The organism is Mesobacillus sp. QJM3NY_10 (assembly GCF_056173465.1).
Genome location: NZ_CM149675.1, coordinates 3,724,423 through 3,744,771 on the forward strand (window position 1 = coordinate 3,724,423; position 20,349 = coordinate 3,744,771).

The 20,349-nt window shown below is 44.1% G+C and carries 17 protein-coding genes and 1 other annotated feature; of the genes, 4 read left to right on the top strand and 13 right to left on the bottom strand.

Annotation, left to right across the window (positions count from 1 at the left end; all coding sequences use genetic code 11):
- Positions 1 to 35 precede the first annotated feature (35 nt).
- A complete protein-coding gene (gene pepV / locus AC0VX7_RS18730) occupies positions 36 to 1,451 on the bottom strand; it encodes a dipeptidase PepV (RefSeq protein WP_475425393.1) in 1,416 nt (471 codons plus the stop codon).
- A gap of 494 nt (positions 1,452 to 1,945) precedes the next feature.
- On the opposite strand from pepV, the gene AC0VX7_RS18735 reads away from it, so the two are divergent.
- Positions 1,946 to 2,167 (top strand): DeoR family transcriptional regulator, encoded by a 222-nt coding sequence (locus tag AC0VX7_RS18735; RefSeq protein WP_023626930.1) that lies wholly within the window; start codon positions 1,946 to 1,948, stop codon positions 2,165 to 2,167.
- A 182-nt stretch (positions 2,168 to 2,349) separates the two neighbouring features.
- On the opposite strand, the gene AC0VX7_RS18740 is transcribed toward AC0VX7_RS18735, so the two are convergent.
- A complete protein-coding gene (locus AC0VX7_RS18740) occupies positions 2,350 to 3,066 on the bottom strand; it encodes a pseudouridine synthase (RefSeq protein WP_475425394.1) in 717 nt (238 codons plus the stop codon).
- 104 nt (positions 3,067 to 3,170) lie between these two features.
- Between AC0VX7_RS18740 and AC0VX7_RS18745 the strand changes: the two genes are divergently transcribed.
- Positions 3,171 to 3,425, top strand: a complete 255-nt coding sequence (locus AC0VX7_RS18745) for a hypothetical protein (protein WP_475425395.1) — start codon at positions 3,171 to 3,173, stop codon at positions 3,423 to 3,425.
- Between the two features lie 43 nt (positions 3,426 to 3,468).
- On the opposite strand, the gene AC0VX7_RS18750 is transcribed toward AC0VX7_RS18745, so the two are convergent.
- Positions 3,469 to 5,097 (bottom strand): putative polysaccharide biosynthesis protein, encoded by a 1,629-nt coding sequence (locus AC0VX7_RS18750; protein WP_475425396.1) that lies wholly within the window; start codon positions 5,095 to 5,097, stop codon positions 3,469 to 3,471.
- Between the two features lie 325 nt (positions 5,098 to 5,422).
- Between AC0VX7_RS18750 and AC0VX7_RS18755 the strand changes: the two genes are divergently transcribed.
- Positions 5,423 to 6,691, top strand: a complete 1,269-nt coding sequence (locus tag AC0VX7_RS18755) for a BaiN/RdsA family NAD(P)/FAD-dependent oxidoreductase (RefSeq protein WP_475425397.1) — start codon at positions 5,423 to 5,425, stop codon at positions 6,689 to 6,691.
- Between the two features lie 359 nt (positions 6,692 to 7,050).
- Here AC0VX7_RS18755 and AC0VX7_RS18760 read toward each other — a convergent pair whose 3' ends face one another.
- The 3 genes from AC0VX7_RS18760 to leuS form a co-directional block, all read right to left on the bottom strand.
- Positions 7,051 to 7,236 carry a sporulation protein Cse60 gene (locus AC0VX7_RS18760; RefSeq protein ID WP_475425398.1) on the bottom strand — a complete coding sequence of 62 codons (186 nt, stop codon included), beginning with the start codon at positions 7,234 to 7,236 and terminating at the stop codon, positions 7,051 to 7,053.
- A 57-nt stretch (positions 7,237 to 7,293) separates the two neighbouring features.
- Positions 7,294 to 7,605 carry a rhodanese-like domain-containing protein gene (locus AC0VX7_RS18765; RefSeq protein WP_475425399.1) on the bottom strand — a complete coding sequence of 104 codons (312 nt, stop codon included), beginning with the start codon at positions 7,603 to 7,605 and terminating at the stop codon, positions 7,294 to 7,296.
- Between the two features lie 180 nt (positions 7,606 to 7,785).
- Positions 7,786 to 10,200 carry a leucine--tRNA ligase gene (gene leuS / locus AC0VX7_RS18770; protein WP_475425400.1) on the bottom strand — a complete coding sequence of 805 codons (2,415 nt, stop codon included), beginning with the start codon at positions 10,198 to 10,200 and terminating at the stop codon, positions 7,786 to 7,788.
- Positions 10,201 to 10,330: 130 nt separating this feature from the next.
- Positions 10,331 to 10,548: a binding site (T-box leader), on the bottom strand.
- 335 nt (positions 10,549 to 10,883) lie between these two features.
- Between leuS and AC0VX7_RS18775 the strand changes: the two genes are divergently transcribed.
- Positions 10,884 to 11,858, top strand: coding sequence for a nuclease-related domain-containing protein (locus AC0VX7_RS18775; protein WP_475425401.1), 975 nt, complete (start codon positions 10,884 to 10,886; stop codon positions 11,856 to 11,858).
- Positions 11,859 to 11,899: 41 nt separating this feature from the next.
- Here AC0VX7_RS18775 and AC0VX7_RS18780 read toward each other — a convergent pair whose 3' ends face one another.
- The 7 genes from AC0VX7_RS18780 to AC0VX7_RS18810 form a co-directional block, all read right to left on the bottom strand.
- On the bottom strand, positions 11,900 to 12,676 hold the full coding sequence (locus tag AC0VX7_RS18780) for a 3-hydroxybutyrate dehydrogenase (protein ID WP_475425402.1): 777 nt from the start codon (positions 12,674 to 12,676) through the stop codon (positions 11,900 to 11,902).
- A gap of 16 nt (positions 12,677 to 12,692) precedes the next feature.
- Positions 12,693 to 14,012 carry a GntP family permease gene (locus AC0VX7_RS18785; protein WP_475425403.1) on the bottom strand — a complete coding sequence of 440 codons (1,320 nt, stop codon included), beginning with the start codon at positions 14,010 to 14,012 and terminating at the stop codon, positions 12,693 to 12,695.
- Positions 14,013 to 14,350: 338 nt separating this feature from the next.
- On the bottom strand, positions 14,351 to 15,715 hold the full coding sequence (locus tag AC0VX7_RS18790; RefSeq protein ID WP_475425404.1) for a sigma-54 interaction domain-containing protein: 1,365 nt from the start codon (positions 15,713 to 15,715) through the stop codon (positions 14,351 to 14,353).
- Between the two features lie 93 nt (positions 15,716 to 15,808).
- Complete coding sequence (locus tag AC0VX7_RS18795) at positions 15,809 to 16,336, bottom strand: CueP family metal-binding protein (protein ID WP_475425405.1); 528 nt, start codon at positions 16,334 to 16,336, stop codon at positions 15,809 to 15,811.
- Positions 16,337 to 16,552: 216 nt separating this feature from the next.
- Entirely contained in the window at positions 16,553 to 17,737 is a 1,185-nt protein-coding gene (locus tag AC0VX7_RS18800; protein ID WP_475425406.1) for an MDR family MFS transporter, read from the bottom strand.
- A 550-nt stretch (positions 17,738 to 18,287) separates the two neighbouring features.
- Positions 18,288 to 19,721, bottom strand: coding sequence for an ammonia-forming cytochrome c nitrite reductase subunit c552 (locus AC0VX7_RS18805; protein ID WP_475425407.1), 1,434 nt, complete (start codon positions 19,719 to 19,721; stop codon positions 18,288 to 18,290).
- Positions 19,714 to 20,241: a cytochrome c3 family protein gene (locus tag AC0VX7_RS18810; RefSeq protein ID WP_475425408.1), complete on the bottom strand. Its 528-nt coding sequence runs from the start codon at positions 20,239 to 20,241 to the stop codon at positions 19,714 to 19,716. Before AC0VX7_RS18810 ends, AC0VX7_RS18805 begins: the two co-directional genes overlap by 8 nt.
- Positions 20,242 to 20,349: the final 108 nt, after the last annotated feature.

The following is a 20,349-nucleotide window of genomic DNA, read 5'->3' on the forward strand; positions in this document are numbered from 1 at the left end:
GCTCTTCCCCCTCCTTGATTTCCGGTAATGACTTTTTATTTTGCCAATTCATAGATAGCCTGCGCGTAGATCGCAGTTGCTCTAAGAAGATCTTCAATAATCATATATTCATCCTTCTGGTGGGCGATATCAGGTCTTCCTGGGAAAAGTGGACCAAAGGCCACCCCTGACTTCAACGACCTTGCATATGTTCCGCCGCCAATTGAAATAAGTTCCGCTTTTTCACCAACCTGCTCCTCGTATACCTTTTTCAAGGTCTGGACGAGGAAGTCACTTTCATCAACATGATGCGGATTAGAGTTTGAGAAATTCTCGATAGAAAGTCCTTCAGTTTCTAATACCCCATTTAATATTTCTTTTGTCTTTTCAAGATTGGTTGTCACCGGGTAGCGCATATTCAAGCCAGCGCGGCCACCGTTTTCCCGTGAGTAAGATAGCTTTCCAACATTGATCGTCAAATCTCCGGTAATGTCATCGGCATAAGCGACGCCCAATTCCCTGCCGCGTGAATCTTTGCCCAGGTACTTGGCGACAAATTGAAAGAACTTTTCACTGTTTCCATCAAGATTCAATTCAGACAGGAATCCTGCCATATACAGGCCTGCGTTTTTCCCATTGTCCGGCTCCATGCCGTGAGCTGAAACACCTTCAAGCTCAAGGATCAGTTTGCCGCTTTCAACGATTGCCTTGCCATCCAATTCATTGTTCCTTTTGAATTCATCAAAGCGCTGGACAACATCCGTTTGTCCTTGCTGTACAACCAGAGCAACCTTTGCAAAATCCGGTACCATATTGTAGCGGCGGCCCGATGAAAATTCGATAACTTCAGCATCGTAGTCTTCTTTTTCGATCCCAGCAGCTTTTGATACCAAATCATAATCTGCGATTCCTTTTTCAGCGTAGATAATCGGGAAGTCAGCATCTGGCGCAAAGCCCATTGCTGGCATTTCTTCATGCTCAAAATAATGGTCAACACAGCGCCATTCACTTTCCTCATCCGTACCTATTATCATTCTGACCCGCTTGTTCAGAGGCAATCCTAAATCTTTAACTATTTTCATTGCATAATATGCTGCCATAGTTGGCCCTTTGTCATCGATCGCGCCGCGGGCGTAGATTTTCCCATCGCGAATTTCCGCACCGTATGGATCACTTGTCCAGCCATCCCCTTCAGGTACAACATCGACATGACAAAGAACACCGACAATTTCGTCTCCTTGCCCAAACTCCAGATGGCCGGCAAGATTGCCAACATTCTTTGGAGTGAAGCCATCCTTTTCACCTAACTGAAGCATAAAGTCCAATGCTTCCTTTACCCCTTCACCAAGCGGTGCCTCCGGAGACGTATTTTCTTCGTCAAGAACACTTTTGATTCTCAGAAGTTCCTGAGCGTCTTTAATTAAATCACTCTGTCTTTTTTCTACTTCCTGTGTCCAATTGATTGAAGTCATCCATTCAAACCTCCCAATTTACTTTTATATGTATAAAGGTGGTATTCCCTTTTCAGGAACACTTAAGCGAGAAGATGTTCTTATTGTACTCTAAATCCCACTTGAAAACATGAATATTATTTTACTCCTTATAACCTCTTTTCGTAAACTCTGGGTAAAAGTTAAGTTACAGCAAACGTATTTTTTAAATTTTCTAATAACTGTCATATTTAGCCTGTTTAACACCATATTGTTAAGTATATAAACCATTATGAAGGGGGTACGTTCTGAGTAAATTATTAATTTTTCATAAAAAACAGTAAATTATCTGGAATTATATTTTATTAAAGTGTAAAATAGTCCAAAAGGTAAGACATCTTAGGACTGCCTTTAAAATGGACGCAAAAGGAGCTGTCTGGAAAGAAGAAAACTACATACTTGAGGATTCGTCTTCAATCAATTGTCGGTTGCAGGAAAATGACAAAGGGGTTTAAAAAAGGATAGGGAGTGGTTGTTTGAAACCTTCGACTAACCGGATGATAAACCGCATCAAATCCATCTACATGTATATATGTCAGAATGGTACTGTCACAACTCAAGATCTTGTAGAGGAATTCGGAATTACTCCTCGAACCATCCAGAGGGATTTGAATGTCCTGGCTTATAACGACTTAGTGAAAAGTCCGAGCCGAGGTAAATGGACAACGACCCAGAAAAAGGTAAAGATGTCATCGTAGTACAAAAAGCGTAAGCGCCTTGGTCAGCCCCGACAAGCGCTGGAGGGCCTGACAGTGAAGTCGTTCTTTGACTTCATTGGCAGGACCGAAGCGACTCGAGGGGCTAGGCGCTGGAGCTGGACACTTATCAAATTAATAAATCGTTATATAAAAAAATCGCCAAAGCAATTTTGGCGATTTTTTTATACTTCATAGGTTTGCAGCATTTCCACTTCTTCGTCGGTAAGCTCTCTGTATTCCCCGAGCTCAAGCGTTTCATCGAGCTTCAGTGGCCCCATCGATAATCTTTTCAGGTAAATGACCCTTTTTCCGACTGCCTCGAACATCCGCTTCACCTGATGGAATTTCCCTTCTGTGATTGTCAGTTCTATATCAGACGTCAACCCCGATTTTAAAATAACGAGGTCCCCTGGCTTTGTTTCATAACCATCATCAAGAGTGACACCTTGTTTGAATGCTTCAATATCCTCTTCCGTCACTTCTCCCTCAATTACCGCGAAATACGTTTTTGGTACATGTTTTTTTGGCGATAAAAGCTTGTGGGAAAGCTGGCCATCATTCGTGATCAGCAACAGGCCCTCCGTATCCTTATCCAGCCTGCCTACCGGGAATGGCTCAAACACCTGGTCTTCAATCTCAAGTAAGTCAATTACTGTCTCATCACGGTTGTCCTCCGTCGCTGATATGACACCAGGCGGCTTGTTCATCATTAAATAAATAAATTCTCTATAATGAATTTCTTCACCATTTAAAGTTATTGAATCATTCTCAGGATCCACATGGTGCTTTGCATCCTTGACGATTCCATTATTAACTTTTACAGCGCCATCTTTTAAAAGTTTCTTCACGTCTTTCCTGCTTCCATATCCAAGGTTGGAAAGCACTTTATCGATTCGCATTACTGTACCTCCTTTATTCATATGGGCAGATGCCCATTCCATTTCTAGCTAGCTTACATAGACTAATATCATAGTTTACTACAGATGATGAGGAGATGACCAAAATGAACCATCGACAACAAGGACAAGGCTTGTACATCCCGATTCCCGGCCTGCCAGGTGGAGGCGGCGGATTCCCCGGTGGAGGATACCCTGGCGGCGGATATCCGGGCGGAGGCGGCCAATTCGACCAGAGACTCGATCGCCTTGAACGGCAAGTTCAAAGACTGAGCAATCAAATCGATCGCCTGGACCGCAGGGTCGACAGAATTGAGCGTCGTTTGAATATCCGTGATAACGACCAGCAGTTTTACTATTAGATTTTAGCAAAAATGGCCTTCATAGCAGAAGGCCATTTTCTTATTATACAGGCAGCCTCAATTTACGCTTGATCTTGGAAACCCGGTCCCCGAAAAGCCTGTCCACCAGCTTTGTCCGGAGGCCCAGGTAAAAGTACACCGCAGCGCCTACCAGGGCAGAAATTCCAATAATCAAGATAGACTGGAACTTGGCAGCTGGCGAAAGGAATTCGACAAGTACCTCATAGAATGCCATCGTAACGCCAGCCATCAAACCTGAGAAAATCAAAATCAGGAATATCCTTCTTGTCACAAAGCCCATTGGATATTTGGCAAATTTTTTAATAACAATCATGTTAATGATAATTGCCGCGATATAGCCTAATGCTGTTGACATCACAGCCCCCTGTGTTTCAAACAGCTTTATCAACGGGATATTAAAGGTTAGCTTCACCAATAATCCCGTCAGCAAACTCAAAATCGTGAATCGCTGCTCGTTGATCCCCTGAAGGATGGCAGCTGTAACCGAGAAGAGTGCGAATAGAATGGCTACTGGGGCGTAAGTAGTCAGTACATCTGTGCCCAGGTCATTATGTGCATAGAAAACGGTATACATCGGCTCAGCAAGTATCGCAATCCCAATCGCGGCAGGGACAGTTAAGTACATCAACACCTGGAATGTCTGGTCAAGCTGCCGTCTCATACCCTTGCGGTCGTTTTCGGTAAATGCCTTGGTGATGCTTGGTACCAGTGTCAATGAAAATGCCGTTGCTAGAGAAACTGGAATGATGACAAGCTTATGTGATTGGAAGTTCAAAACTGAAAATGCCGAACTCGCCTCATTTTGGCTGAAACCAACTGACATCATCGCTCTGTTGAAGGTCATCATATCAACAAACTGGAACAGAGGATTGGCAATACCGACAAAAACAAAAGGTGCCGCATATAGCAAGATTTCCTTATAAATATCCTTTAAGGAAATATCCATCGTCTTCTTGTCATTTTCAAGCAGTTTATCTAAATGCGGTTTCCTTTTCATCCAGTACCAGCCAAGGACTCCAAGACTGCCAAGCGCACCGATGAAGGCAGCGAATGTGGCTACACTAACAGCTGTAACCATGTCTCCTTCAAGTACTTTCAGGACAAAAAAAGCACCGGCCAGCACGAATACGATCCTGACGATTTGCTCAACAACCTGTGAAACTGCTGATGGCCCCATTGACTGATGTCCCTGGAAGAAACCGCGAATCAAGCTCATGAACGGAACAACAATCAAGGCAAAGCTGACTGCACGAATAACCGTGGTCACATCTGCAGCGGTTATTTTCACATTTTCATCATTACTTGTATCCATGACAAGTTCAGCAAGCCCAGGAGCTGTCACATACATAATCAAGAAAGATAGAATTCCGGTCGCCAGCATAACTGCCACACCAGATTTAAACAACTTCCTTCCGACCGCATATTCTTCAAGGGCATTGTATTTCGCTATGAATTTAGAAACAGCAAGCGGTACACCAGCTGTTGCTATACTGATGAATATTGTATATGGAATGTAAGAGAAGGAGTATAATGCTGTCCCATACTCTCCTACTATCGCAAAAAAAGGAATAACGTAAAAAAGCCCAAGCACTTTAGACAATATCGTGCCAAGCGTCAATATGAACGTCCCTCTCAAAAGCTTAGATGACATAAAATCCCTACTTTTGTTTATAAAATAAAATCAGATTACAAACTTGTATTTTACCATAAACACAATCAGACACTATGATATTTATCAATGAATGCAGAAATTTCCTGCATCCCCGTATAAAGTAACTTCCTGAATCCCGGATGCACATTTTCCTGCATTCCCTAGTTTACTCTTTCTCTAGCCTGACTACCAGTTTTCCGGGCTGCAATTCATTAACTGCCGTTTGAAGAACATCATTCAAGGCAATGTTTTTAATGAAGAGATGGATTATAATAATAAAAGTGCTTAATGCATCTAAAAAGTGAAACGAAAAGTTGGTGAAGCAATGAAATACGATGTAATCGTCCTTGGCGGCGGTCCGTCTGGCTTGATGGCCGCGATTGCTGCTGGTGAGCAGGGCGCAAAGGTGCTGCTGATCGACAAAGGAGACAAGCTAGGCCGAAAGCTGGCAATCTCCGGCGGCGGCCGCTGCAATGTGACCAATCGGCTGCCAGTGGATGAAATCATTAAACATATACCCGGAAATGGACGGTTCTTATACAGCGCACTGTCGATTTTCAGTAATGAAGATATCATTTCATTTTTCGAAGGACTCGGAATCAAGCTTAAAGAAGAGGATCATGGCCGGATGTTCCCGGTCACGGATAAAGCCCAGTCCGTTGTTGACGCTCTTTTATCAAAGCTTAAGGATTTAAAAGTGGAAATCAAGACGAACACCCCTGTTGCCGATGTCCACTTCAAAGATAGCAAGGCTGAATCTGTAGAATTGAAAAATGGTGAATTGTTTTATGCGGACAGTGTCATCATTGCTGTCGGCGGAAAATCAGTACCTCATACAGGTTCCACCGGAGATGGGTATGCCTGGGCTGAAAAAGCAGGCCACACAATCACAACACTGTTCCCGACTGAAGTTCCATTGACGTCCTCTGAACCTTTTATAAAAGAAAAAGTTCTGCAGGGACTTTCGTTAAGGGGAATTGGGCTCAGCGTACTTAACCCAAAAGGGAAAGCGCTGATCACTCATAAAATGGATATGATCTTCACACACTTTGGCATCAGCGGCCCAGCTGTCCTGCGCTGCAGCCAGTTCGTCGTCAAAGCGATGCAAAAGTGGAACCTAAAAGAAGTCGTCATGTCCCTTGATGCGCTTCCTGACATGAAAGAAGAAGAATTGTTCCAGGAAATCAATAAACTGATTAAAGCCGAGCCAAAAAAAGCGGTGAAGAATTTGTTGAAGGGTCTTCTGCCAGAACGGTATCTACTGTTCCTGCTTGAGCTGAATGAGATTGACCCAGCGATGCAGGGCGGACAGCTGGGCCATGAAAAAATAAGAAGCTTCGCCAAATCAGCAAAGCAATTCGAGTTCAAAGTGAACGGTACCCTGCCGCTTGATAAAGCATTTGTCACCGGAGGCGGCGTATCAGTCAAAGAAGTCGAGCCGCAAACAATGGCATCCAAGAAAGCAGAAGGACTTTACTTCTGCGGTGAAATCCTCGACATCCATGGATATACAGGAGGCTACAATATCACCTCCGCACTTGTTACCGGTCGGCTTGCGGGCAGCAATGCTGCTGGATATGCGTTACAGAAATAGTAATTGAACATTTGATTTAGTTGATACGGGTAGCTTTCCTGTTTTCTCTAAAATTCGTGTCCGTCATGACCTTAATGACGGACACTTTTCTGTTTTCACCGGCAATTTCTGTCCGTCATAGCCTTGATGACGGACACTTTTCCGTTTTCATCACCAAATTCTGTCCGTCATGACCTCGATGACGGACACTTTTTCTCGTTTCCCGCCTATTTCTGTCCGTCATGACCTTGATGACGGACACTTTTTCTCGTTTCCTGTCTATCTCTGTCCGTCATGACTTTGATGACGGACACTTTTATCGGTTTCCCGACTTTTTCTGTCCGTCATATCAAATAGAAACAGAGCCTGAGTGAATTCACTCAGGCTCTGTACACGACCATTGCTGAAAAACAGTATATCTGTTCTTCGTCCTCTTCTTCTGGTAGGACCGCGACATTGTACTTTATGTCCAAAAGCTTTTTTTCATCGAGCTTTTCAAGAAATCGGTTCATTTCCTGCTCAAGATCTTTTTCATGTTCGTGATCAAACACTCTGACCTGGATCAAGGGAAGTCATCCTTCCTTTTTTACATCCATTCTGGCCAGATTTTCAGAATTTTATAATTACGGGCGTTTTGTTTCTCCGCCCCAGCTTATCATGCCGCCAACCATGTTGCGTACTTTGAAACCTTGCTCGTTCATGTAGTGGCAGACGTTGCCGCTGCGCGCGCTTGAACGGCAAATGAAGATGTATTCCTTGTCCTTGTCGAATTCGTTCAGTCTTTCAGGAATTTCGCCCATTGGCACATGCTTAGCTCCAGGAACCATACCAGATTCAACTTCATCATGTTCACGAACGTCAACCATTTCTGGCTTTTCTCCAGCTTCCAGCTTCTTTTGAAGTTCTTCAGGTGTGATTGTTTCAACTTTATTCATTAGTCATTTCCTCCATTATTTAGTAAATTTAGTCCCATTTAAAGGATACAATACCTTACTGTATTTTCCCCTATTTATTATATAAAAACCAATTTTAAATTACAAAGAATAAACCTTATGGGGTATTTTATTTTAGAAAATAAAAGGGTCGCCATTACACGACCCTTTTAGGAAAAAATCTTAATTTGCGACTATGTTAACTAGCTTTCCTGGTACTGCAATGACTTTGCGGACTGTCTTTCCGTCAATTTGTTCTTTGACAGCATCATCGCCCATTGCAATCTGCTCAAGCGTTTCTCTGTTTGCATCTGCTGGTACCATCATTTTTGCTTTGATTTTACCGTTTACCTGGACAACGATTTCGACTTCGTCGTCGACTAGCTTGGCTTCATCATAAGCTGGCCATGCTGCATATGTGATTGACTCACTGTGGCCTAGCTTTGCCCAAAGCTCTTCCGCAATATGCGGGGTAATCGGCGCGATCATTTTTACAAAGCCCTCAACGTATGCTTTTGGAAGCTCTTCCGCTTTATAGGCTTCATTGATGAAGACCATCATTTGCGAAATAGCTGTATTGAAACGAAGCCCTTCGTAATCTTCCGTCACCTTTTTAACAGTCTGATGATAGACCTTCTCAAGGTTCGTGTTTTCAACATCCTTGATTTTCTCACTCAAGCTGCCGTTTTCATTGACAAACAGGCGCCAGAAGCGGTCAAGAAAGCGTCGTGATCCGTCCAGCCCATTTGTAGACCATGCAATGGATGCTTCAAGCGGCCCCATGAACATTTCATAAAGACGAAGTGTATCAGCACCATGACTTTCAACGATTTCATCCGGGTTGACGACATTGCCTTTTGACTTGCTCATCTTTTCATTATTTTCACCAAGAATCATTCCCTGGTTGAAAAGCTTCTGGAATGGCTCTTTCGTGTGGACGACGCCTACATCATAAAGGACCTTGTGCCAGAAACGAGCGTAAAGCAAGTGAAGTACTGCGTGCTCTGCGCCTCCGATATAAATATCAACAGGCAGCCATTGCTTTAATTTTTCCTTATCTGCAAGTGCCTGATCATTCTTCGGATCAATATAGCGCAAATAGTACCAGCAGCTGCCACCCCATTGTGGCATTGTGTTCGTTTCCCTGCGGCCTTTTTTGCCTGTTTCAGGATCCACGACATTCACCCAGTCATGAATATTGGCAAGTGGAGACTCGCCTGTACCAGAAGGCTTGATATCCGTCGTTTTAGGAAGAACTAAAGGTAACTGGTCTTCAGGAACAGCGGACATCGTTCCATCTTCCCAGTGAATGATTGGGATTGGCTCACCCCAGTAGCGCTGGCGGCTGAACAGCCAGTCACGAAGGCGGTAAGTGACCTTCTTCGTACCAATGCCTTTTTCCTCAAGCCATGCAATCATCTTATTGATTGCCTCTTCCTTGCCCATGCCGTTAAGAAATTCAGAATTGATGTGCTCCCCGTCGCCAGTGTACGCTTCTTTTTCAATGTCTCCGCCGGCAACGACTTCCTTGATTTCTAAATCGAATTTCTTGGCAAACTCGTAGTCACGCACGTCATGGCCAGGTACTGCCATGATTGCCCCTGTACCATATGAAGCTAGAACATAGTCAGCAATCCAGATTGGCATTTTTTCGCCATTTGCCGGATTGATCGCGTATGCGCCAGTGAAGACGCCTGTTTTGTCCTTCGCAAGGTCTGTACGCTCAAGGTCGCTCTTGCTCTTGATTTCGTCGATATATTTTTCGATTGCTGCGCGCTGTTCAGCTGTAGTGATTTTATCAACCAATTGATGCTCAGGTGCAAGCACTGCATAAGTTGCGCCGAACAAAGTATCCGGACGAGTCGTGAACACGGTGAACGTCCCGTCATGTCCTTCGATGTTGAATGTGATCTCAGCACCTTCTGAACGGCCGATCCAGTTGCGCTGCATATCCTTCAGGCTTTCCGGCCAATCAAGTAAATCAAGATCCTCAAGAAGTCGATCTGCGTAGGCAGTGATCTTAAGCATCCACTGTCTCATTGGACGGCGTTCAACCGGGTGTCCGCCGCGCTCACTTTTTCCGTCGATTACTTCTTCATTGGCTAAAACAGTTCCAAGTGCCGGGCACCAGTTAACCGCAACTTCATCAATGTATGCCAGACCTTTTTCATATAACTTAAGGAAAATCCATTGCGTCCACTTGTAGTATTCTGGGTCGGTTGTGTTGACTTCACGGTCCCAGTCGTATGAAAAACCTAATGCCTTGATCTGGCGGCGGAACGTGTTGATGTTCTGCTCCGTGAACTCTGCAGGATCATTGCCTGTATCCAATGCATACTGCTCAGCAGGAAGTCCGAACGCATCCCAGCCCATCGGGTGAAGAACGTTGAAGCCCTGCATCCTTTTCATCCGTGAAAGGATATCAGTCGCTGTATAACCTTCCGGGTGTCCAACGTGAAGGCCGGCACCAGATGGATACGGGAACATATCAAGCGCATAGAACTTCTCTTTCCCTTTATCTTCAGTCGTTTTGAACGTTTTGTTCTGTTCCCAATGCGATTGCCATTTTTTCTCGATTTCCTGATGGTTAAAACTCATCGTTTTTGTCCTCCTGTTTGGTTTCGATTTATTTTTTAGCGGATGAAGTTTACTAATTGAAAGCCAGCGACATTGTTGGACTTGCTGCCCAGTCAACGACTCCAGAAAAATAAAAAACTCCCGTCCCTGTAAAAGGGACGAGAGGTTATGTATGATCTCCCGCGGTACCACCCAAATTAGTGTGTAACACTCGCTTCATTCATCCTTAACGCGGAAAACGGCAAACGCTACTTGTGTTCACGTCTGCGACTCAAAGGCGAGTTCATGATGGTCCTGTCTGGCTTGCACCAACCGCCAGCTCTCTACATCAGGTTTTGCACCACTACTACTCCTTGTCGAAGTCTTTCGTTATGAATATAGAGATATTGTAATAAAATTCCGTCCCATATGCAAGCAGAGATAAAATAAATGATTATGGAGAGTAGTTTATGTCTGTATCTTTTGTTTGGTGTGGGATTTTAAAGGTAGATTGGACACAAAATTGGAAAAAAACGCGGTGAATTTCCAGTTCGCGGAATTAAGGTGGATTTTCGCGGAATCAACCCGTATTTTCGCGGGATTATATCGCAATTTCGCGGGATTCGAAGCGTATTTCGCGGAATTAAATAAATTCGTGATCAATAAAGGATTTTTTTCATGGATAACGAATGTAATGGGTATCAAATTTATATGGAGTGATGCAAGTGATAGCTAAATATCGTACGATCCCCACTGAAATCCTCATTTTTGACGCAATTATCCGCCGTTTACCTGACAATCATCCTCGGAAATCTGAATTCCTTTCCAAACTAATCCGCTGGAAAGCAGGGTACAAGGGAGAAATAGAAGTGGACTATTATCTTTCCCTGTTTCCGGATGATGACTTAACGATATTCCAATACCTCAGACTCCCACATAAAAATGGTTATTATCAAATCGATACCCTGATTATTAGTCCGTGGTTCATGGTCATTATTGAATCAAAGAATCTTGCCGGTACAATTGAAATTGATCATGAATTGGACCAGCTACTTCAAACCTATGATGGCACGGAGAAAGGATATAATAATCCAATATTACAAGCAGAAATCCAAAGTGCTCACCTCAAAAAATGGCTGACCAAGCATCAACTCCCTTTGCCTCCCCTTGAGACTTTTGTAACAATAAGCAACCCCCAAACGATAATCAAAAACCCTACTAATAATAAGGTAGTATCATACAGAACATGCCGTGCTGCGAGGATTCCTTTTAAAATTGCAACTTTAAAAACACAATTCAATAAAGAAATTTTCACAAAGAAAGATATTAAAAGAGTCACTCGTTTGCTGCTCAAACAACATGTACCATTCGTTCCTGATCCCAAGTCCATGGATATCCCCAACGATATCTTAACTGGAGTCCAGTGCCCATACTGCAGCCTTTTTAGTATGGAACGCATGCATGGCACATGGTTTTGTGAAAATTGCGGGAAGACATCAAAGGATGCACACATACAAGCAGTTAAAGACTATTTCCTCTTGAATGGCCCTGCACTAACGAATAAAAAATTGCGGGAATTCCTCCATATAAATTCAGAAGATACAATTACTCGAATCCTTCATTCACTGAATCTTGTTTTTACAGGTACAACAAGAAACAGAATCTATTCCCCGCCAGAAGATTTTTTCAACGGACTATAATGTAAAAAGCCGGCTACCAAAAAGGTAATCCGGCTTTAAACTTATTGAATCGTATACCCTCCATCAATGACAGCCGCCTGGCCTGTGATTCCTTTGGCCGCATCACTGGCGAGGAACATAACATAACTTGCGATTTCCTCTACAGCCAGGAGGCGTTTTTGCGGAACGAGCGGAAAAATTACTTCCTCGAGCACTTTTTCAAGTGGTACATTCCTTGTCTCCGCCAGGCTGGAAAGCTGGTTGCGCACAAGCGGTGTATCGACATAACCAGGGCAGACTGCGTTCACTGTGATGCCATGCTCCGCGGTTTCGAGTGCGGCAACCTTTGTAAGCCCAATAACTCCATGCTTGGCACTGTTGTATGCTGCTTTTCCGGCAAAACCGACAAGCCCATTGATGGAGGCCATGTTGATCACCCGGCCAGAACCTTGTTTTTTCATGACTGGCAGCACATGCTTCAAGGCTATAAATGGTGCTGTGAGCATCACCTTTATCAACAGTTCGAATTTTTCCGTCGGGAAGTCTTCGATCATGGAGACATATTGCAAGCCAGCATTGTTGATGAGAACATCGACAGTACCAAAGTGCTCAATGCATTTTGCCACTGCCTCCTCAATGTCTTTTTCGCTGGTAACGTCACATTTAAAACCCGAAGCATCATACCCCTGCTCACGCAGACTGGCTGCCGCTTTTTCCACAGTGTCTTCCTGTAAATCTGTTAAAAACACCTTCGCGCCCTGCTCAGCAAAACTTTTTCCAATCTCATAGCCGATTCCCTGGGCGGCACCGGTAATCATCACGATCTTATCTTTTACCATTGGGAATCTCCTTTCTTTAAATGCCTAATCCTACAGAGAATAGAACAATCGCTATTGCCACACCAATCAACGGAACAATGACAGTCACAGCAGCTACTGGATTGTACGCATCCTGATGGGACTCACCACAGATTGCCCGAACGGTCGTGACGACGTAACCATTATGCGGCAGTGAATCGAGCGCACCGGAGGAAATTGCCGCTACCCTGTGGAGCGCTTCCGGATTGACGCCCATATCCATGTAATGCGGAGCGAGCAATGGAAGCGCGATTGCCTGACCACCGGATGCCGAGCCAGTCATACCGGCAATGACACTGACGGCGATTGCTGCACCGATCAATGGGCTTCCTGGAATATTCGTCATCGCATCAACAGCAGTCTGGAAAGCCGGCACTGCTTTTGCGACACCGCCGAATCCTACGACTGCAGCTGTGTTACCAATCGCAATCAATGCGCCCATCGTTCCTTCTGAAAGTGCTTCCCAGAAGTTTTTGAAATACTTGCGATTTAATAGATAGGCAGATACAACCCCACCAAGCAGGGCAATGATCAGTGCTGACTGTTTTAATGAATCATGGAAAATGAATGAGATCACCAATACCACTACCAAAGGAATCAGGCCCATAAGAGGATGAGGAAGCTCTCGCTTTTCCATCATTGGATCGGTCTTCCTGGCTTCAAATTTTTCTCCTTTTGCAACGGCATTAGTAATCATTCGTTTCAGCCACCAGTAACCAAAGATCATCATGAAGACGGCAACAATGGCACTGACCTCCCAGCCTGCCAGCGGTGATGTATTGAGGAACTCAATCGGAATCCAGTTCTGGATTTCCGGAGACCCGGCAGAAGTCATCGTAAAGGTAACGGAGCCGAAAGCCAGTGCTGCCGGAATAAAACGCCTTGGCAGATTCGCCTGCCTGAACAAGCTTAATGCCATTGGATAAACCGAAAATGCTACAACAAACAAGCTTACGCCGCCATAAGTCAGCACGGCACAGGCTGCAACGATCGCAAGCACGGCGAATTTCATCCCCAATTTGTCAACGATGAACTCCGACACACTGTCAGCCGCGCCGCTATCCTCCATCACCTTTCCAAAAATCGCCCCAAGCAGGAACATCATGTACCATGCAGTAACGAATCCAGAAAATCCAGACATATAATTCCCGACAAAGTTGGCAGCTCCTTCTTCTACAAGCTGCGGAAACAATGGCATCCCGCTGAACACAGCAACAAACAACGCAGAAATCGGCCCGACAATCAGCAGATTCATGCCCCTCATCGTCAAATAAATCAATAAAGCCAGACCGCCAATCAATCCAATCATACTCAGCATTCTTTTTCCCCCTTGTAATTTTAAAATGAAAACGACCGAAACTGCCCTCCTTGCTAAATAAGATGACAACGCTTACAAAATATTGAATAAAATTGCTGTATTATCTTATTGCAACTATCGTGCCAACTTTTTGTAGTATAAGAATCAGTGTTTATTCTCAATTTTCAGTCATTTAATTCCGGAATTCCGGACTCCATCAATCTTCCATTACCATTACTTAATAGATTTTACCTGTCCAATTCCCTCTGATTAATTACCATTCATACAGTGAAAACATATTAAAATATTGCTAGAAAAAAGAAAGTCCGAAAACTCGGACAGCATTCCGAATTCCCGGACTACAAGAGGCCGTATTTATTAAGCTTTTCATAAAGTGTTGACCTGCTAACCCCCAGCTCTCTGCCCACCAGGGTTTTGTCGTCATTATGCCTTTCAAGGCTTTGCTTCAGTACCCATTTTTCTGTTTCTTCAACGATATCCTTAAGCTTCTTGTTATTGAACCGATACATGGCTGTCTGTGTTTGCAGGTAATCTGGCAAGGAATCCAGTGTAATCTGTTCTCCTTTTGTCAGATGGACCGCGGCTTCGATGACATTTTCCAATTCGCGGATATTCCCCGGCCAGCTGTATGATTTCAGAATTTCCATTACATTGCTTTCGATTCCTGCAATCCGCTTGCCTAACCGATTCGTGACTTTGTCGATAAAATGGGCAATTAGCAGTGTTAAGTCCTCAGCACGTTCCCTTAATGGGGGAACACTGAAAGGAACCACATTGATCCGGTAAAATAAATCCTCCCGGAATCGCTTCTCTTCAATCATGTTTTCAAGCGGCCGGTTAGTGGCAGCGATGATCCGGACATCAACCGAAAGGGATTTCGTCGAACCAATCGGTTCTATTTCCCCATCCTGGAGGGCACGCAAAAGTTTCACCTGCATGCTTAGCGGCATGTCCCCGATTTCATCAAGGAAAAGGGTACCGCCATTAGCCAGCTGGAACTTCCCCTTTTTCCCTCCTTTTTTCGCACCTGTAAAAGCTCCTTCTTCATAGCCAAACAACTCGGATTCGAGCAGGTTTTCAGGGATTGCACCACAGTTCACCCTGATGAACGGCTTCTGGCTCCGGCTGCTTAGCTGGTGGATGCTGTGAGCAAACAATTCCTTCCCTGTTCCGCTCTCTCCCCTGACCAGAATCGAAATATCACTGTTGGATACCATTTTTACTTTTTCTTTTAAACTGATAATCTGCTGCGACTCGCCAAGGATGTCATCAAGCGTATATTTCACGCCTGAATCAATTTTCTGGATGTATGGCTGCATTCTGGTCAGCAGGCTTTTTACATGGCTGTCCATCTTCATCCATTCCTGAGTATCCCTGAAAAACACCGTTCCAAAGGCGGCAATTACTTCGCCATTTTTAATGATTGGCACCCGGTTGGCGATCATGTAATTGCCCTTGATAAATTGCAAGTCAGCCAGTTCCTCTTTTCCAGTCTGGGCCACAATATGCATCCTGGTATTTTCGATTACTTCGGTCACATGCCTGCCAATCGTTTCTTCACGATTGATTTCAAGGAATTCACAATAATTATGATTGATATAGATAATCCTTCCTTCTCGATCAACAACAACAAGCCATTCGAACGCATTCTCTACAATGGTTTCAATAATATCTGCGGGTATATGTAAAAGCTTCGCATTCATAATCCGTCACCTGGTTTTTCTTTTGATTTTATCACACTTTTCTGAAAACAATGCAAAGGCAGAAAAAAAACACCTAAAAAAAGGTGCTTTAGTCTACATTAGCTGCATTGTTGTAATGCAAGTGGCGTCATTCTCAAAAGTGGATATTTCTGATTCAACAGTTTTACCGTTATATCCAATCTTGGTTTTGAATTTTTTATCACGAGGGAGCCACAAATCGATAAAACCATTCTGATAGGATGTCATTTTCTCATCAACGATCACGTTTCCATCCTCATCCTCAATATATACATCAAACTCTTTTTCAACTAGTTCACCTTGACAACCTGTCAAGCTATGATTCGTTCAAGGATGGGTTTGATTTTCGTAAGGTGCGATTGAGACGAAGAAGTCTTCTTCCGAGATATCATAGACTTGCTTGTCCCCTTCACTGTCAGCAACTGTCAGCTCTTGTGAGGTGATGGAAGCATTGTGGCCCTTAATTTTGCCCGTGCTGTAATCACTCACCAATTCCTTGATGTTTTCTTGTTGTTTTTCAGGTTCAGCAGATTGTTCCCCGCCATTACAGGCAGTTAATAAACCCGCAGCCAAAAACGCAATTCCGAGGATTTTAAATTTCAACCCATTCACCCCCTTGTCTTTCAAAGTATGATTATATCATAATCTCACAGTCCTATATTAGATGTAAAATATGCATTTTTTATCGAGAAAAAATGCATAAATTGTGACTGATTAGATAGGAGCAGGCGCCTTCTTCAGTCCAGACAAACTCTGGTGCCGCACATCCCCAAATTTTTAAAAGAGCCGGGCATCCGGGCCCAGCTCTTTACTGATTCTTTATGCTTGTGCAGCAACGTTATGTGATTCCTTTAGTTTCCGATCGTAAATGACAGTAGTAAAAATCCCCACAAACATAAGGGCAATCAGAATCGCGAATAGCATTGGCATGCCGTACAGGTCGACAAGGATTCCACCCATCAGAGGGCCAATCATCCTTCCGCCAGTTGCGGTACTGTTGACGATTCCCTGGTAAAAGCCTTCACGGCCTTTTGGCGCCAGGTCATTTGCGATTGTCGGAACGGCCGGCCAGATCAGCATTTCACCAATCGTCAGGATTACCATAGCAACCACGAAGCCCGCGAATGCTTGAGCTCCTGCAGCAACTGCATAGGAAACCATGAAGATGACCATTCCGATGATGATTTGCAATTTCAGTTTATTCTGGAACGGCTTGATCAGCCTGTTTACAACTGGCTGGCCAAGAACGATCAATGCGCCGTTGATTGTCCAGAGGATACTATATTGGTTCAGAGAGATGTTCAATTCCTGAGTATAAGCTGCGATCGTTGTTTGCCACTGTACGTAACCAACCCAGCAAAGCAAGTAGCCAACAGCAAGGATAAGAAGCGCATACAGCTTGGTATGGCTTTTGATCGCTCCGTTTTCCTGTAGGACGTTCGTCTGCTTTGCTGTTCGGGTGTCAATGCTGCGATAGCCAAAAATAGCGATCATCATAAAGATCAGGTACATGGCGGCGTTCGCCATGAAAATCAGCTGGAATGAATAAGATGCGACAAGTCCGCCAAGCGCAGCTCCAACCGCAACTCCAAGGTTCTGGGCCACATAGATGGCGTTGAACGCTTTACGGCCGCCTTCCTTCCAGACCGAGCCTGCCATTGCGTACATTGCCGGAAAGACGATTCCAGAACCAAAACCAACCAGTGTTAAAAAGAAAATATACTGGGGCCAGCCAGGCCATAAGGTCAAGCCAAGCAGCGCTATGATGGTAATGCTGATTCCTAGAATAATAGACTTATAACCGCCAATTTTATCAAAAAGACTGCCGCCGAAAAGATTGCCAATGACGCTGGCAGCAGAGTTTAACATCAGTACAATTCCGGCAACAGACAACGATTTGCCGAGGTGCTCATGTATATAGATGGTGTTCAGAGGCCATAAAAACGAAGATCCAGTAACATTGACTGCCATCCCGATAATTAAAAGCCACAAGGCTCGCGGCATCGTATAACGCCTTCTTTCACTAAATTAATTTCGAATACCAAAGTAATTTTAGTGGTTTTCACAATTGGTTGCAATAGGAATTTATACGGGGATATGAAGTTGAAATTTTCTATTTTTTTGAAGTTGAATTGGAAAAAATACTCGATAATTTCCAGTTCGCGGAATTATTATGTATTTTCGCGGGATTGTGAGCATATTTCGCGGAATCAAGCACCTTTTTCGCGGGAATATGATGGCTTTTCGCGGAATAAGAAGCTTTTGCCCGAAATGGAATGATAATTGCACCTAATACCAAGCTCATTTTCTATGTTAAAGTGTACTTTGTTCGAGAATTATGCATTTTTACATAGGTTGAAGTGATTTTACGTGGGAATCATGCTCTTTTCCGGGGTTGAAGTGATTTTCACGCAGACATCATGCTCGTTTTCCAGGATTGAAGTGTAGGATTATTGACACTCAACCCATTTTCTGCAAAACTAAAGAAAACACCGTACAAACTACCATTTGCACAGTGTTTTCGTATTTATCTTTTCTCTAAATTTACTATTCTCTATTTTTTCGGAGCTGGCTGTTGTGCTGGGAAGTAACTATTGACTGCTTTTTCTTTCTTCTTGAAGTTATCTTTTTCGTCGTAAACAGCCTTCTTCACTTTTTCAATCTCTTCTTTGACTTCTTCCAGGTTTACGCCTTTCTTGGTCAATTCCTCGATGGCAAGATTGATTGCCTCATTCGACTCTTCAATCGATACCCTCAATGAATCCATTGCTCCCTGCGGATTATGGAATCCTGCCGCACTTTCAGCTGCAACAATATCCCAGAACCATTGTCCTTTTCTGATATGCTCCTGAGCTTGCTTGATTTTCTCTTCGCTAACTCCAGAAGTAATCATCTTATTCACATAATAGTGTGAGGTAATTGAAATATCCTCGGCCTTATGAAGTGCTTCCATATGTTTATCCTGGATACCGATTACACGCTCTTTCAGTTCATCCATATCCCTGTTGGTATGGCAGGTTGCGCATGACTGGTCCATTGTCTTAAGCGGTGACGTCCACCAGTGTGAGCTGATTTTCTTTTTGCCATCCACCCTGTCATATGGCATGTGACAGTCTGAACATGTAACTCCTGCTTCACCATGCGGGCCTTCGATATGTGTCTCAAAGTCAGGATGCTGTGCTTTTAGCATAGGTGTTCCTGAAACGTTGTGGACCCAGTCTTTTTCAAAGCCTTGTTCCTTTGCGGTTGTCTCATAATACTCGTACATATCTTCAGGCTCGAAGCCGTTTGCCCAAGGATAAGTTACTTCTCCGTTATCTGCAGCAAAATAGTACTCTACGTGGCACTGGCCGCAAACATAGTTCCTCATATCATTCTTCGTTGGGTTGGACATGTCGATTCCCTGTGATTCCATTCCCTTGATAAAGCTTGGGCGGGTAACCCTCAAGTCCATTGTCTGTGGATCGTGGCAGTCTGAGCAGCCGATTGGTGAATGACCCATCGCTTCTGCTTTTGGCCAGATATCTTCGTTAAAATTGCCTCCCCAGTAATCGTCTCCCATTTCCTCAATCATGTGAGGAACAGCAGTCGACTTACAGGTTAAGCATGATCCGATTGATTTGTCAGTGATACGCGCAATCGCCCGTACATCCTCATTTGCATAGATATGGCCGCGATCCTCATTGTACTCAGTCGCAAAGCCATAGCCGTTAAAAAGGACTGGCAGATACGGTTCCTTATCGTGGTCGAATTTGCTTCGTTTGACGGAACCGCTGTACTTCGTATCCTCCATTTTTTCATTTTGCTTGTAGCTGTCATATTGCAGTGGGAAAAGGTCCTTGAAGGCCTCATTGCTGATTTCGTCTTTGCTCAGCCCCGTTTTCAGCTCGCTTGCGGAAGTTGCTTCTTCTTCCGAACCGGAGCAGCCTGTTATGATGAGCATGACAGCCGCAAGGAGCAAGAATGCCCAGCGGAAATTTCTAGCCATTGTTCATCGTACCTCCTTTATTTTCTAAAAGCTCGCCTGGTTTCGGCGGTTTAAAATAGTCTTCTGTTTTAAAGCCTTTGCCGTGCGGCACTGCCTGGTGGCAGCTTGAACAGCTGTCTTTCGCATCATGTGAAACGTTGTCCAGCGTATTCTCATGGCAACTGATGCAGTTCTCATTTATGACTTCTTCGGAACCTTCTGTTGCGTGCAGCACCTTCGGGATTTTTGCCTCGCCCAGTGTATTGAAATACACATGCGTCATTCCGGCCTTTGCCTTATAGGTATATTTATTCACCATGGTATCATGCGGCAAATGGCAGTCGCCGCAGGACAGACCGGCGTGGTTGGAATCAGTGAACGAGTCATGGACCTCTGTCATGATATGGCAGCTCGAGCAAAATTCAGGTGAATCCGTATAAGCAAGCGTTTTGACAGTGACGACAGAAACAATGATTCCAGCAAATACGCCAATGAATAACAGCATCTTTTTGTCTATTCCCAGTAGCTTTTTCAGCATCATTTTCACCTCCCTTAAAGCGGATTCTCACAATCTACTAAAAGCTGTTTTCGCATGATTTTACCTTGAAAACTTACTCCTGTTTTTACATTAGTCGATGAGCAGCTTTCT

What these genes read in the sequence shown, in the direction of transcription:
- AC0VX7_RS18785 (WP_475425403.1), bottom strand. Translation starts at nt 14,012, where the DNA reads ATGCTGAGTATGATTGGATTGATTGGCGGTCTGGCTTTATTGATTTAT.
- AC0VX7_RS18810 (WP_475425408.1), bottom strand. Translation starts at nt 20,241, where the DNA reads ATGATGCTGAAAAAGCTACTGGGAATAGACAAAAAGATGCTGTTATTC.
- AC0VX7_RS18805 (WP_475425407.1), bottom strand. Translation starts at nt 19,721, where the DNA reads ATGGCTAGAAATTTCCGCTGGGCATTCTTGCTCCTTGCGGCTGTCATG.
- AC0VX7_RS18740 (WP_475425394.1), bottom strand. Translation starts at nt 3,066, where the DNA reads ATGCGAATCGATAAAGTGCTTTCCAACCTTGGATATGGAAGCAGGAAA.
- AC0VX7_RS18745 (WP_475425395.1), top strand. Translation starts at nt 3,171, where the DNA reads ATGAACCATCGACAACAAGGACAAGGCTTGTACATCCCGATTCCCGGC.
- leuS (WP_475425400.1), bottom strand. Translation starts at nt 10,200, where the DNA reads ATGAGTTTTAACCATCAGGAAATCGAGAAAAAATGGCAATCGCATTGG.
- AC0VX7_RS18755 (WP_475425397.1), top strand. Translation starts at nt 5,423, where the DNA reads ATGAAATACGATGTAATCGTCCTTGGCGGCGGTCCGTCTGGCTTGATG.
- AC0VX7_RS18765 (WP_475425399.1), bottom strand. Translation starts at nt 7,605, where the DNA reads ATGAATAAAGTTGAAACAATCACACCTGAAGAACTTCAAAAGAAGCTG.
- AC0VX7_RS18790 (WP_475425404.1), bottom strand. Translation starts at nt 15,715, where the DNA reads ATGAATGCGAAGCTTTTACATATACCCGCAGATATTATTGAAACCATT.
- AC0VX7_RS18780 (WP_475425402.1), bottom strand. Translation starts at nt 12,676, where the DNA reads ATGGTAAAAGATAAGATCGTGATGATTACCGGTGCCGCCCAGGGAATC.
- AC0VX7_RS18750 (WP_475425396.1), bottom strand. Translation starts at nt 5,097, where the DNA reads ATGTCATCTAAGCTTTTGAGAGGGACGTTCATATTGACGCTTGGCACG.
- pepV (WP_475425393.1), bottom strand. Translation starts at nt 1,451, where the DNA reads ATGACTTCAATCAATTGGACACAGGAAGTAGAAAAAAGACAGAGTGAT.
- AC0VX7_RS18800 (WP_475425406.1), bottom strand. Translation starts at nt 17,737, where the DNA reads ATGCCGCGAGCCTTGTGGCTTTTAATTATCGGGATGGCAGTCAATGTT.